Origin of the sequence: Algoriphagus sp. NF (assembly GCF_028823735.1) — a bacterium.
Lineage (GTDB): Bacteria > Bacteroidota > Bacteroidia > Cytophagales > Cyclobacteriaceae > Algoriphagus > Algoriphagus marincola.
In genome coordinates this window covers 1-15,147 of the sequence record NZ_JAPEIB010000056.1, presented here as the reverse complement: position 1 = coordinate 15,147, position 15,147 = coordinate 1, and the positions used below count along the sequence as shown (strand labels likewise).

9 protein-coding genes are annotated in these 15,147 nt (G+C 44.0%); 1 reads left to right on the top strand and 8 read right to left on the bottom strand.

Going from position 1 to position 15,147, the window contains the following annotated elements; all coding sequences use genetic code 11:
- Window positions 1–756: 756 nt before the first annotated feature.
- From OU792_RS17490 to OU792_RS17465, 6 genes are all read right to left on the bottom strand, one after another.
- Window positions 757–1,473 carry a hypothetical protein gene (locus OU792_RS17490; RefSeq protein ID WP_274670895.1) on the bottom strand — a complete coding sequence of 239 codons (717 nt, stop codon included), beginning with the start codon at window positions 1,471–1,473 and terminating at the stop codon, window positions 757–759.
- Between the two features lie 2 nt (window positions 1,474–1,475).
- Window positions 1,476–1,973 carry an RNA polymerase sigma factor gene (locus OU792_RS17485; RefSeq protein WP_222584266.1) on the bottom strand — a complete coding sequence of 166 codons (498 nt, stop codon included), beginning with the start codon at window positions 1,971–1,973 and terminating at the stop codon, window positions 1,476–1,478.
- 26 nt (window positions 1,974–1,999) lie between these two features.
- On the bottom strand, window positions 2,000–2,278 hold the full coding sequence (locus OU792_RS17480) for a hypothetical protein (RefSeq protein ID WP_222584265.1): 279 nt from the start codon (window positions 2,276–2,278) through the stop codon (window positions 2,000–2,002).
- A 132-nt stretch (window positions 2,279–2,410) separates the two neighbouring features.
- Window positions 2,411–3,784 carry a DNA repair protein RadA gene (gene radA / locus OU792_RS17475; protein ID WP_222584260.1) on the bottom strand — a complete coding sequence of 458 codons (1,374 nt, stop codon included), beginning with the start codon at window positions 3,782–3,784 and terminating at the stop codon, window positions 2,411–2,413.
- 134 nt (window positions 3,785–3,918) lie between these two features.
- Entirely contained in the window at window positions 3,919–6,747 is a 2,829-nt protein-coding gene (gene polA / locus OU792_RS17470) for a DNA polymerase I (RefSeq protein ID WP_274670894.1), read from the bottom strand.
- 274 nt (window positions 6,748–7,021) lie between these two features.
- Window positions 7,022–7,465 carry a hypothetical protein gene (locus tag OU792_RS17465; RefSeq protein WP_274670893.1) on the bottom strand — a complete coding sequence of 148 codons (444 nt, stop codon included), beginning with the start codon at window positions 7,463–7,465 and terminating at the stop codon, window positions 7,022–7,024.
- 74 nt (window positions 7,466–7,539) lie between these two features.
- Between OU792_RS17465 and OU792_RS17460 the strand changes: the two genes are divergently transcribed.
- A complete protein-coding gene (locus tag OU792_RS17460; RefSeq protein ID WP_274670892.1) occupies window positions 7,540–9,216 on the top strand; it encodes an amidase in 1,677 nt (558 codons plus the stop codon).
- A 360-nt stretch (window positions 9,217–9,576) separates the two neighbouring features.
- Here the strand turns inward: OU792_RS17460 and OU792_RS17455 are convergent, their stop codons facing one another.
- Both OU792_RS17455 and OU792_RS17450 read right to left on the bottom strand, forming a co-directional pair.
- On the bottom strand, window positions 9,577–10,617 hold the full coding sequence (locus OU792_RS17455) for a PorP/SprF family type IX secretion system membrane protein (protein ID WP_222584256.1): 1,041 nt from the start codon (window positions 10,615–10,617) through the stop codon (window positions 9,577–9,579).
- Window positions 10,618–15,147 (bottom strand): PKD domain-containing protein (locus tag OU792_RS17450; protein ID WP_274670891.1); only part of this gene is annotated, 4,530 nt, incomplete at its 5' end.

The following is a 15,147-nucleotide window of genomic DNA, read 5'->3' as shown; positions in this document are numbered from 1 at the left end:
TCACTAGCTGTCTAAGAATATTTGGCTACGTGTAGGATTCCGAAGAGTCATATTGTCTGATAAAAAAATGATAGGAAGTCCGCCTTTATTTGGAAAGTGCAAGGATAGTTGTCAAGCCAAATGTAGTATTGCTTTGAAGTCGCTCTTGCACTGGGTCCGCCAATTTTGAATGAGTAGTTAGTTATACGCCCACCTATATTTAAAATATCATCGCTTGAAGACAAAGTTGGTCTTGTTGTGTGGTGGTATAGAAAGAAAAGTCCAACCGCAAGGCTAGCAACTGTCGTTGTGTATTTGTTAGTCCAACTTAGTATTTTCTTAAGTGTCTTCAATTCCGTGTCGTATTTTTATAATTACCGCTAACTAGTAAATAACCTCAATGATATGTAATTTTTTCAAATGCCAAGACTTGAAATTGCCCCATCGCTTGTTGGTTCATTTCCACTTGATTTGAAGAGGGTTAAACTAATTTCTAAATATAAGAATAAACTCTAACTCTATGACATCGGGAAAGTAATGGGAAGGAGCCAATGATAGTAGGACTTACTGGATCTTCCTACTCTTGATTTTGGAGCGGATGAGAAAAAAAGCATCAATTAACCCCATGATCAATAAGCCATAGCCTAGGTAATTTTTAAAACTGCCGAGGTCTTCAGGCTTGATAAAAACTGTATTTATCAATCCCAACACAATAAAAAGGAGAGTTCGGATAAGGGGCCAGCTGATTTTTGAATTCGATTCCATAAAATTGAATAATTAGATGAACAATAAATACATAAAGAAAATGAGCCCCAAAACCGCCATGAGCATAAAGATCCATAACCATTTCTTCCTTTTGTAACGGTAGTCCTGAATGTGTTTCTCCTCGATGGAGACTTCTCCTGCTTCATTTAAAAAATCTTCCAGTTGACTGATTTTGAATTGGTTGTGATAATTTTGGGTATAAAAACTGATTCCGAAACTGAGCAAAATGCCAATTCCATAGACCACATAATCATCCCATTCGAAAGTGGGAATCTTTCCATATTTTTTCTGCAGATAGAAGTAGGAGCCAATGAGAAATACGAGTGTCGCTGTAGTAGCAGATACCCAAATGGATTTTCGGAAGTGGGTATAGTAAAACGCAAGACTTGACTGCAAATTCTCAACTACTGAGTCACCTGATTTAAAATGGGAAAGCTTTCTTAAGATACCTGCCTGAATGAAGATCCCTATTGACAAAATGGCCAAAAAAGACAGCAGGGCAAACGAAATAGTAACTCCTCCCATGAAAAATAGGAGATAGAATACCACCATGAGTAGGATTGATTTTAGTGTGATATCAAGAATCAAGGAGGACCTAAATTGACTGCGAATACTTTTTGAGGAAGACCGAATAAATTGACTGATGTCCTTCTCTGTCAACCTTTTTTTTTCGAAAATGGGCTCCTTTTTCCAAGCCTCTTTATACTTATCCAGATTGATTGATTCCATGATTATTGAAGCTTTTGGATTAGTTGGGCTAGTTTTGCTTTGATTCGTACCAATTTGACACTCACGTTTTTTATGGAGATACCGATCGTATCCGCTATTTCCTCGTAGCTTTTTTCATCCAGCCAAAGCAGAATGATGGCTTTTTCGATTTTGTTGAGCTGAGAAATGGCTTCATATAAGACTTTGACATCTTCCGAGGCTTCCATCCGACTTATGCTGTCATCCCCTACAGACGGCATTTCGACATGTAGGAGCAATAAATTGGGCTTTTTAATTTGCGTGATGGCTGTATTCAATGCCACTCGATACATCCAGGTAGAAAAAGCTGAATTCTCCTTGAAACTCGGATAAGACTTCCATAACTGAAGGATGATTTCCTGATATAGGTCCTCCCGGTTAGATTCATTTTTGGCATAGACAAAGCATATTTTGTGGATAATTCCTTGATGCTTTTCTATCCGTGAAATGAACTCCTTTTCTGTTTCTATTGCTGGACGCATGAGGAAATCAGCTTCTAAAGCCTTTTTTACAGAAATAAGATGGCAAAAAAGACGATGATCCCCAAGAGTAGGAGCCCTGTCAAAAGCTTGGTCTTTTGTCTTAGCTGTTGGCTTTCCTCCTTTTGAAGCTTCTGCTCGATCAAAATCCCAATCACTGTTCCGATGGGGAGTGAAGAGGAAATGGCGATGACGAAGTTTTCGGTTAGGATAAACAATCCTATTCCCAGGATAAAGGTGATCAATGCGCCAATAAGGTAGCCGGCTCCTTCGAATAGAGTAGTTTGTTGATTTTTGGTAGTTTTCATTTTCCTGCCGTTTGGTGACTTCTTTACTTCGTTAGTCTATCCAGACAGTAAAAAACTACAGGGGAAAGGGGAAAAATTTTTCAGTGGTAAAAAACTCCATTTTATACTTAATAATTTGAATGGAGAAACTAATCAAAAAATCAACTGATACATCTCTTCCAGTTTACTGACTTGGATGACTTTGATTTTAAACTTGGATAGATCAAGTCCCTTGACGGCATACTTGGATACTACGATCTTTTTGAATCCCAACTTTTCCGCTTCGGAGATCCGGTTTTCTATGCGAGAAACGGCACGAACTTCTCCGCCCAATCCCACTTCTCCCGCAAAACAAATCTGTTCGGAAACCGGCGTATCCTCATAGCTGGAAATCAAACTTGCACATACCGCCAAATCCAAACCCGGATCATCCACACGCATCCCCCCTGCCACATTCAGAAAGACATCCTGATTGCCAAGACGCATTCCTCCCCGCTTCTCCAATACGGCCAAAAGCATATTCAGCCGCTTGGCATCATGTCCCGTACTGGTTCGCTGGGGAGTTCCGTAAGTAGCAGGACTGACGAGCGACTGTATCTCAATTAATAGCGGTCGATTGCCCTCTAGCATCGCACCGATGGCGACGCCATTCAGCACTTCCTCTCGCTGGGTTAGAAGAATCTCAGATGGATTGGCAACGGACCGAAGCCCATCTACCCGCATCTCATAGATGCCAAGTTCGTGAGTCGAGCCGAAACGGTTTTTGGAGGTTCGCAGAATCCGATAGGTCAGGTGACGATCCCCTTCAAATTGTAAAACGGTGTCGACCATGTGCTCCAAGACCTTGGGTCCGGCAATGGAGCCTTCCTTGGTCACATGCCCGATCAAAAAAACCGGCGTGCCCGTTTCTTTGGCAAATTTCATCAGTTCTGCCGTACATTCCCTCACTTGCGAGACCGAACCGGCGGCGGATTCGACGTATTGGCTATTTAGCGTCTGGATGGAATCGATCACCAAAAAATCAGGCTTTAAGAGTTCGACCTGCTGAAATATCTGTTGGGTATTCGTCTCCGAAAGTACATAGCAATCCGGGTTGGAGACTGCCATACGATCTGCCCGCATTTTGATTTGGGCTTCGGATTCTTCGCCGGAGACATAGAGAATGGTTTTGCCACTAAGCGTTAGCGCGATCTGAAGCATCAAAGTGGACTTTCCGATGCCCGGTTCACCACCGATCAGCACCAAAGAACCCGGCACAATTCCTCCTCCCAGTACCCGATCCAGTTCCGGATCGCCTGTCACCCAGCGAGCCTGCTCCTCGTAGTTGACCTCTTTGATTTTTTTTGGGGTATTGGTCTTTTTGGTCCCGCTGCCACTCGGTTTCCAGGTCCCTTTTCCACTTTCTTCCTTTTGGATGATTTCTTCCACATAGGTATTCCATTGCCCACAGGAAGGACATTTTCCGAGCCATTTGGGGCTTTGCGCCCCGCAGTTTTGACAGAAGAAAGAGGTTTTTATTTTAGCCATTAGAGGAGTAGCAAGTAGTTAGTATCAAGTAGCAAGTAGATAGAAACAAGAGCTTAGAGCCAAGAAACAAGAATCAAGAGTCAAGACGCAAGATAAACTATCTAGCTTCTAGCATCTTGTCTCTTGTTTCTAATTTAATGCGCTTCCAACCAATCATTTCCCAAACCAACTTCTACTTCGATCGGTACTGCGATATCAATGGCTTCGGACATCAATTTGGGCACTCCTTTTTTCAGAAGTTCCACCTCGTCTTTGTGCGCATCAAATACCAATTCATCATGCACTTGCAAGATCATCTTGGACTGCAATTTTTCTTTTTTCATCCAATCATGAACTCGAATCATGGCAACTTTAATCAGGTCAGCTGCTGAACCCTGAATCGGTGCATTGATAGCATTTCGCTCTGCAAAACCTCGCATGGTTTGGTTCCGGCTGTTGATATCCCGGAGGTAGCGACGCCGACCCAAAATAGTCTCCACGTATTCCTCACTTCTTGCTTTTTCGATCACCCCATCCATGTAGGCTTTGACCGCGGGAAATTCCTTGAAATAAGCGTCGATGATTTCCTTGGCCTCTCCTCTTGGGATGGAAAGTCGCTGGGAAAGCCCAAAAGCTGAAATACCGTAAATAATGCCAAAATTGGCTGTTTTGGCTTTTCGGCGCATATCGGAGGTCACTTCCTCTAGGGGTACCTGGAAAATCTTTGCTGCCGTGGTGGCATGGATATCCCGCCCGTTTTTGAAGGCTTCGATCATGGATTCATCCTTAGAAAAGGCAGCCATGATTCGGAGTTCGATCTGCGAGTAATCCGCTGCCAAGAGGACATGATTCTCATCGCGGGGGACAAATGCCTTTCTGATTTCCCGTCCACGATCGGTACGAATCGGAATATTTTGGAGGTTTGGATTGATCGAGGAAAGACGACCGGTAGCGGCCACAAATTGATTGTAGGTGGTATGAATCCGACCGGTTTTTTCATTGATCATGGTGGGCAAAGCATCCACGTAAGTGGACTTGAGTTTCACCATTTGACGGTAGTCCAAAATGGCCTGAGCGATTTCATGCTCTCCTGCCAATTTGCTCAAAATTTCCTCTCCGGTGGCGTATTGCCCTGTTTTGGTCTTTTTGGCTTTCGGATCAAGTTTTAGCTTTTCAAACAATACATCGCCCAACTGCTTGGGAGAAGCCAGGTTGAATTTTACACCAGCCAACTCATAGACCCGTTTTTCGATTTCCTGACTTTCGGTTTCGAGTGATTTGCTCAATTCAGCCAAGCTATCGGTATCGATCCGGACCCCTTCGAATTCCATATCGGTTAGGACTGGAATCAGCGGATTCTCCACTTCGTAAAACAACTTTTCAAGCTCGTTTTCCTTGAGCGTCGGGTCAAATTTTTCTTTCAGCCGAAGGGTAATATCCGCATCCTCAGCGGCATAGGCAGTGACGGTGTCTTCGTCCACATCCCGCATATTGCCTTGATTTTTCCCTTTTTTTCCGATGAGTTCCGTGATAGATACCGGCTTGTAATTGAGATATTGCTCCGCCAAAACGTCCATTCCATGTTTCCCTTCCGGCTCGATCAGGTAGTGGGCTAGCATGGTATCATAAAGCGCTCCTTTGACTTCGATGCCGTAATTTTTCAATACCAGAAGGTCGTATTTGATGTTTTGACCAATTTTAAGGATGGATTCATTTTCGAAAAAGGGTTTCAAAATCTCCAAAATCCCTGCGGTTTCTTTCTGGTCATCCGGGCAAGGGATGTAGTAGGCTTCTCCGCTTAGGTAGGCGAAAGAAAGGCCGACCAATTCAGCCTCCATGGCATTGAGCGAGGTGGTTTCGGTATCAAAGCAAACTTCCTTTTGCAAGAGCAAATATTCCAAAAGTTCTTTGACTGCTTCTTTACCTTTGATTTTGTGATAATGATGAAAATTGCTGTCAATGGTCTCGGGGATGACAGGTGCGCTGGTATTGACGGTTTCTTCTTCAAATTCGATTTCTGTACTCGCAGACGAACTGCTGCTGCCCGAATCCCCGAAAAGTCCTAGTTGCTCATTTTGCTGAATGACGGCTTTCTTGCCCTCTTCTTTGAATACACGCTTGGAAAGCGTGCGGAATTCCAATTCGGTGAAAATTGCCCGAAGCTTTTCCTCGTCAAAGCCGTCGTAGCGTAGTTCCTCTTCCACAAAATCTACCGGTACATCGATTTTGATAGTGGCCAATTCTTTGGAAAGGAGTCCTTGCTCAGCAAAGTTTTCCACATTCTCTTTTTGCTTTCCTTTGAGTTGATCCGTGTTTTTGACCAATTCTTCCACCGTACCAAACTCTTTGAGCAGTTTGGTGGCGGTTTTCGCTCCAATCCCCGGGATACCCGGAATATTATCCACCGAGTCACCCATCAGTCCCAAAATATCCCGAACCTGATCCACATGCTCAATATCCCACTTGGCACAGACCTCTTTTGGACCCATGATATCCACACCATTTCCCATAAAGGCTGGCTTGTAGAGAAAAATATGATCATCCACCAATTGGCCGTAATCCTTGTCCGGGGTCATCATGTAGACAGTGAAGGATTCGCGCTCAGCTTTTTTGGCAATCGTGCCAATGATGTCATCTGCTTCGAAGCCATCCATTTCCAAAAGAGGAATATTAAAGGCTTTGACGATTTCTTTCACCCAAGGAATAGAAACCGTGATGTCTTCAGGCTGCTCTTGCCGATTAGCCTTATACTCTACAAACTGTTCGTGTCGAAAAGTAGGTGCTGAGGTATCAAAAGCAACCGCGATATGTGAGGGCTTTTCTTTATTTAATACCTCCAGGAGCGTATTGGTAAATCCCAGCATCACGCCGGTATTGAGTCCTTTGGAATTGATTCTGGGATTTTTGCTGAATGCAAAATGGGCCCGGTATATCAGGGCCATCGCATCGAGAAGGAAAAGTTTATGGGCTTGTTTTTGAGTCATTTTATCTTGGGTCCAAATGAGCAGTTGAAGTTACAAAAAATCCCCTGCCTGAGGCCCCAATCCTGGCTACTAAAGCTTTTTAAATTAAAATATCCTGTTTGGGTCTAACCCGAAACATGCATTAGAATTTCTATTATAAGCCCAAACCGCTTCAAAATCAATCGCTTTGCTGCATTTACCTCAATCATCGTAGCGGTGCTATGATTCATTCACTAAATGCTTGATTTTCTTTCGGTTTGAACTCTCACTATGAATTCAAATGCATAATCTGGGTTTAAGAACTAGCCTCCTCTTTCCTTAAATATTCCCGAACTTGCAAAGCCCGGAGGAAGATGAGGATAAGCGGAATCAGCCAAAGTAATTCATTAAAAATCAGGTGAAAACCTGTCCGCTTATTCCAATCAAGATCTGGTAAGAAACCGAGTGAAAACCAGATGGCCAGAATGATTTTTCCTGTCAAACCCGCCAGAATCAAATATACCCAACTCACCGGGTAGAAGGCCGACACAAATATGATCAGCCCAACTACTAGCCCTAAGTTGCCATACCACATAGCCGGAACGTCAAAAACTTGTCCAGGCTGAATGGCTAGCCAGGCGATCAATTCCTCCCCAAACCACTTGAAAAATGCGGACCAAGCGATCGTGTACATACCTGCTAGTAAGAGCAGGCCTCTGAAATACATAGGAAAAATGGGGAAATCAGGCTTTTGATCCATGAACGGTTTGAATTTTTTCAGCTAAATAAACACCTTCGGCGCGTGCTTGTTTTTGCATAATACAAAACTATCTCATGGAAAGAAAAAATAGACCACATTCAGGCTTTTTTGTAGCTCTTGGAATCGGAGCGGCTTTAGGGCTTGGATTTACTGCCGGAAAAATGATGGGAGAAATCACCCCTCAAAGCATCGATCATGCTGCGGACTTGATCGGGCTTTCATTTACTCCTGCCGAAAAAGACAGCATGATTTCCCGTCTGGAAAATCAGCGCTCCAATCTCCAATCTTCCAGAGAATACAAACTGGAGAATGCCATCGCCCCATCTTTGGTTTTTAATCCACTTCCAATTGGATTTCAGCCAGAAACCAGACAAGTACCGCTTGATTTTGGATTGGCAGAAAATGTAGAGTTACCTCCTTCCGACGTAGATATCGCCTATACCCCGGTACATCAATTGGCAGGCTTGATCAAAAGCGGTAAGCTTTCCAGTGAGCGTCTGACTCAAATCTACTTGGATCGAATCAAAACCTATTCTGATACTTTGCAGTGTCTGATTACCTTGATGGAAGAAGACGCACTAGCCAAGGCCCGATTGATGGATGCGGAATTGGCATCGGGTCGCTATCGAGGCCCTTTGCATGGAATCCCTTATGGCATCAAGGATTTGCTGTCGGTAAAAGGCACCAAAACCACTTGGGGTGCCGCGCCTTATCAAGACCAAGAAATTGATGAGACTGCCCAAATTGTCACCCAGTTGGATGAAGCAGGAGCTGTCCTAGTCGGTAAATTTACCCTCGGGGCCTTGGCCATGGGGGATGTTTGGTACGGTGGAGTGACTAAGAATCCGTGGAACTTGGAGCAGGGATCCAGTGGATCTTCCGCCGGCTCGGCTTCTGCAGTATCTGCAGGTTTGGTTCCCTTTGCCATCGGCACAGAAACTCTAGGCTCTATAGTATCTCCTAGTACGCGAAATGGAGTAACAGGTCTTCGTCCTACATATGGCCGCGTAAGTAAGCATGGAGCCATGGCACTCAGCTGGTCCATGGATAAAATCGGTCCGATTTCCCGCTCAGCATTGGATAATGCAATTGTGCTTTCGGTTTTGAACGGGAAGGACTTCAAAGATGCTAGTACCATCGAGGCTGCATTTAATTATTCTTCGAAAAAAGACCTAAAGAGCTTGAAAATCGGCTATTTCAAGTCCTTTTTCGAAGGAAATCGAAGTTCGGACAATGATCGTAAAGTCCTGGAGTTTCTGAAAAATGAAGGTTTCGAATTACATCCTTTAGAGCTGGAAACCTCGATTTCAGCAGGGCCTTTAACCATGATGTTGATGGTGGAAGGCGCTGCAGCATTTGATGAATTGACTCGATTGGGTTGGGATGACGAATTGGTGGCTCAGGGAAGAAGCGCCTGGCCAAATCTATTTCGGGCAGCTCGATTGATTCCGGCGGTAGAATACGTGAATTTGGCTCGGCAGCGGTCTGTCTTGATTCAGGAAATGCACGAACTCATGAAAGAATATGACGTGATTGTGACGCCGAGCTATGGTGGTCAGCAGCTTCAGATCACCAATTTGACCGGTCATCCAGCGCTGTGTATGCCAAATGGTTTTAACCAAGGCGGCAGTCCTACATCCATTACCTTACTTGGAAATCTATTCGAAGAGGATAAATTGGTGCTTTTGGGGGATTATATTCAGCGAAAAACTGACTGGCAGGCTAAACGCCCTCCTATGTTTGATAAGTAAATTTCTTTAGCCACAATCAGAGAGAAGTTTTTGAACCACTAAGTACGCAAAGAGCACTAAGTAAAATAAGCTTTGTGATCTTGGTGCACTTGGTGGTTTTATTTTTTCCACTGAGGGAACAGAATTTTGTGAAAAGTTTACTCGCTAATGTACGTGCTTGCATAAGGGACAAGTAGGACTTTACAAACTTTTCCTTTTGTCGACATGCGTATCTCACGCACGTTTTCAAAGAAGTTGAATTCTACACATTGCAAAAAGGACTTTTGAAGGGAAACACTTCTTTTCCAAAAAAATAGTGTTGGAGAAAGGTCCTTCTGAGACTGGGGCTTTGCTCTCGCTGTGACGATAAGTATGCTTAAATCAATACCTAAAACAAGGTATTGTTCGTGCTCGCTGGTTTCGGCTTTTGGGATCCCCCCAAAGGAATCGGTAAGTAACGGACACTTCATGAGCCCCACCTGAATTGCGAAGCCCGAGTTTGGAAACCGTATAGTCAAACGAATATCCGATATCCAGCCCTGTTGGCAAGGAAACGCCAATCAGGGCTATGACTGCTTCGTTATTCGGAAGTGCGTTTTTGGTAGGCAATCCTCGATACCACAATCCTAAGACAAGCGGATCAAGATAGAGCTGTGTTCCCACATCCAATTGATTGAAAGGGTCTTGTTGCTTGTAGTTGAAGGCAAAAGAGATCGCCCTCTCCTGATAGGCATGGGTGAAATAATCGCGACGGCCTCCTGTCAGGTCAAATTTGATTCCCCCCTGAAGTGAAAGTTTCATCGGTAGCTCAGAAATCTGATCTTCCACAAAGCTGATATTGGGTTCTCCCAAGTGATGAGCCGATGCCCCAAGCCAGATATTTTTGGTATAAAACATTCCGCCTACGGCGAAATCAAAAAAGTTGTATCGGCTGTCAATGGGGATCCCGTCCAATTCGTCTGTTATTCCTCCAATGGTTCCGTTGATGATATCAATTTGCGTCCCAAAGACCAAATCCGAGAAAAAGGCATCCCGCTGCATGTAGCTTGCCTGCCCTCCCAGACGGAAGTAAGTGTCTTCGCCGAGTTGTAGCTTGTATGCATAGGAAAGGCCCACTTCATTAGTAGAGAGATTAGCCATACTCTCACGGTTTCCATTAAAAATCAGGCCGATTCCAGAGTTGTAATCAAAGACGTAATGATCAATGTAAAAGGAGTAAGAATTGAAGCTTTGATCCAGACCGGGCCATTGATTCCGATAATTGACGCCGATTCTTGTGAGTTCAGAGCCACCAGTAAGTGCAGGGTTTAGGTAGAGTGGAGCTGCGTAGAATTGGGAATACTGTACGTCTTGGGCTTTTGCCAAGCCAGCATAAATCCAAAAAATCAGAATAAGTACGCTATATAATTTTCCCCTCCTCATTTATCTGATCAACACAAAAACTCCTGACCTTTCTTCTTTTTCCCCAGATCGTGTGGTGAAGACTGCCCGGTAAACATAATTTCCATTAGGGACTTTCTTTCCGTTCAGTGTTCCATCCCATCCCATCGTCTCAAGTGAGTTGGCTTCAAATATCAATTCTCCCCAGGTATTGAAGACATAAAACTCCATGGAGGCTATTCCTCTATATTGAGGTTTGAAATATTGATTCTTGGTGCCATCAGGAGTGAAAGCATTTGGTACCATGATTACATAGTCGTCAAATACCTGAATGACTCGCTGATACTCTGCCACGCATCCAAATTCGTCTATGGTAGTCAAAGTAACGGTATAGCTTCCCTTCTTTTGATATTCATGACTTGGGTTTTGGTCTGAACTGGTGGAGCCATCACCAAAGTCCCAATTCCAAATGATGACTTTACCTAGGGACACATCTTGGAATTGTACCGGTTCCTGAATTTGCACTTCCGCATTCGTGAGAATATTACCACCTCCTAGATCAACTTCATAATTGAATTCAGGTATCAATTCAGTATCAGAAATAATCACTTGGATTCGCTGTTCAGCTGACCAGCAATCTGCACCTCTCAGACTAGTGCTAACTTGATAAGAACCACTCAAGTTTACAGCATCAATTTCATCCATTCTCATTGATCCTCCAGTCGGGTCAATGATGTTGTAGTCGTAGATATTCGGATTAAACCCTTCGATAAACTGTGTCAGGTCAACGGTTCCTTGGGGATCGCAGACGATCGATGGGTTGGATACCCTTAAATTCGGTATTGGATAGACAAATACTTCTACCGGCACAAGTTCTGGTTCACAAACTCCATTTCCAGAAATACCCACATAGTACACATAAGGATCGCTTTGACCACTTAATCCGCTAATAGAAAGTTCCCCTGTTGAGCTATTTACTTGATAAGTGACAGACCCTGAGTTTCCGGTATTTATTTCGCCTGTTCCGTTGGCATTTTGATACCAGGTAAATACAGGACTGATACCCGTTTGGGTAGTGCTTGCTTGAATACTTGCTGTCTCTCCTTCGCAAATTTCGACCCCGGATGCAGAAAGAGGAGTTGGAAGGTCCTCCAATTCAATCTGAGCAGGAATGCTCAGTTGACAATTTATTCCATCTGGATTTTCATCCAAGATCAAGAAAGAATAGCTCCCTGATTCCAAATCTTGAAGAACTACCTGCCCTGAAGGAGAAGCAAAGGTTCCAAAGCTAGCTCCGTCTTTGGTCACCTCAACAGAATAGATTCCATAGCCTCCACTGATTGTAAAGGAAATGCTTCCATCAGCTGTGTTACAAGTAGGATCTACGAGTACGGGTTCGGAATAGCTCAGTGGAGCAGAAGGGCCTTGTACTTCAATATTTGGGCTTGACACGATACATCCTGCCCCACTTCGTACATATCCGGTATAAATTCCCGGGGCAACATCAAAAGTCCCTGAGCTCTGCCAGTCATTGCCGTTTAGAGAATATTCAAATGTGCTATCGCCGGCGCTTCCTTGTAGATTGATTGTTCCATTATCCCCAAAACAAACCTCATTACTCACTGTATAGCTAAGTGAAGGGATTCTATTGATCACAACTTGCGCCGATCCGATAAAATCTGGACAGACATCAGTGCCAGAAACAGTTGCATAGTAAGTCTGAGGAGAACCTGAGGCATCCAATCCTGAAATGGTTAATGTACCATTTGCTGATATTTGGAAAATGTGCCCGTTTGCATCTGGATTTGGATCAGATACAATTGGAATAGTTGCTGCAGCATCTTTAAACCATGAGTAAGTGGGATTGGGTGCTGAAGGATTGATCGAAGGAATCAGCACGGCATCTTCTCCTTCACAAATCCCCACATCGTCGATGATGATCTGAGTAGGACCATATACCAAAGTAACGGTGTTAGAAGTTTCTAAACATCCCTCAGCATCGGTGACTGTCAAATAATAATCTCCCGGGGCTAAATCATCAAATTCAACTTCTGGTCCTTGGAAGGTGGAAGTTTCGATGGCTGAGCCATCTCTGAAAAGCGTCACCTCATAAGGGCCCCATCCTCCACTAACTTCTGTAGAGATTACACCGATATCTGCTCCACATCCTGGATCAATCTGCCTTAGAGGATCTACTTCCAAAGGAGCATCAGGGCCTTCTACCACAACGGTGAAGTCTTGCAGACAAAATCCTTCATTACTTACTGAAATTGTATAAGTCCCCGGAGCATACTCAGCGGCTTCAAGTTCAGCCTGCGTCAAATTGTTTCCAGAAATGGAGTATTCGTAGAGTGGGTCAGCTCCGGCTATTATTCTGATTTTACCATCTTCTGCTCCAAAACACTGCTCTGGATCTGTTTCGAAATCAAGGGCTGGAACGGTACGCACCAAGGCTTCTACAGAGACATTTTCGTCATTACATACTACATGTAAATAATAAATGTATGGATCTCTATCCCCTTCTAACCCTGTGATAGTCAAGGCTCCACCAGCATCAATGGAATAGCTTACAGATGGATCAATCGCATCCGGACCATTGCTGATTTCTTGGGTTCTGGAAGCATCCTTATACCATACCAAATCAGACCCTGATGATCCGGAAACAGTATTAACTGGAGTCAATATGACTTCTTCGCCTGCACAGATTTCTACAGGAGCAATCACATAGTTAGGCCGAGGCTGCTCTTCAAGTACAAAGCTTTCCACAAAAAGACAGCCTTCCGCATCGGTGATAAGCAAGAAATAAGTGCCTGGTGCTAGGTCTATTGCTTGAGTAGGGTCTGTGGAGACTACCGGCCCAGTTTCACTTCCTTGTCTCCATTCTACAGAGTAATTTCCCCAACCACCGGAAATCTGAAGATTTTCGATGCTTCCATTAGCCAGACCACAACTGCTGCGAAGAATATCAGGAGCATTGATCGCGATTGGTGTTGTTCCTAAGACCTCTCCACTTACGCTGAAAACACAATCATTCCCTCCAGTGCTTCTTATGTCAATGGTATACGTTCCAGGACTTAGATTGGTGAAAAGTGTTGTACTCTGCCAGTCAGTGCCACTATTGATACTATACTCAAAATTTCCGTCTGACCCACTTGCTGAAACTTCGATGCTTCCATCTCCTGCACCAAAACAAGCTTCATTTTCTATGGCTAATGTAGCTGTGATAGGTTCTAGTACTGTAATATTTGCTTCAAATGGAGGGTTGGGACAATAACCCGGTCCTTCGGCGACCAAATAATAAGTGTAAGTGCCCGGTTGTAACCCAGTAACTTCAAGCTGCATGGTGGAGGCATCCACGACAAATGTCAATCCATCCGAATCAGGAGTGGCATTGGTGGTGATAGGGTTCTGCTGATTGGGGCTTTTGTACCAAGTCAATTCTGGATTTCCGGCTGTAGTGATTACCGGTAAAATGGTGGCCACATCTCCTGCACAGATTTCATCACTCATCGGATCTACAGAAATCTGTATCCCCACGTCATTGATCAGTTGCTGATTAAGTGTATGAGGGCATCCATTATCATCAGTCAAGCGAATTTCATAATCACCCGGAGCAAGATCTCTAAAGTCCAATGGGGAAGATGCGTTACTTTCAATTCGTATCGAGGAACCATTTTGGAAAAGCTCTACCTCGTAGGGTCCTACTCCTCCGCTGAAATTCACTCGGATCAACCCATTTGCTTCGCCACAAGCGGGCTGAATGACTTCATCAAAATCAAATAAAACCTCAGTTGGTTCGGTTAAGGTGACATCGGGCAGGGTAGTAGTACAGCCGGTAACGGTATTTCGTACTTCTGGACTGTAAAGGCCTGCGGTCAGATTATTGAAAACAGCACCTTGCCAAGATCCCCCATTTAGACGATATTCATAATCCGCTCCTGCCGCTGCATCCTCTGGGATAAAGGTGATACTTCCGGTCGCCTCTCCAAAACATAAGATATCAACTTTTTGGACTTCCTGAATTTTTGGGATAGGATTTACAGTAACTGAAGTGCTTAGCGGGGAAGGATTGCAGGTATTTGCTCCGGTGATAAATAGGGTATATTCGTAGGGCTGAGGGCTTTCGGACAGTCCGCTTATCGACAAAGATCCGGAATTAGCATCAATAGTATAAGTAATTGTGCCGACCGTTCCATTACTGATTTGATTGCCATTGCTATCCTCCCAAGTATAAATAATGTCAGCAGGATTGACATTACTCAGCAGGGTAATGGCTGGGGTTAAAGTGGCTGTTTCGCCAGGACAAATGATGTCATTGCTTACATCGAAAGTCGGAATGGGTGTATCTGGTAAAGAGATAGTAAATGATTCAGTACAGCCATTTTCATCCGTCACGGTGAGGGTGTAAGGTGTGTTGGGAGCTAGGTTTGAAATAGTATAAGTCCCTCCGCTTTGATTAGGCGAAATATTGTTATTATTAAGTGTAAAAGAATAATCCCCATTTGCATCAGGAGTTCCTCCATTTACGATAAAAGGTATTTCTCCATTTTCTAATCCACAATTTGGGTTGGT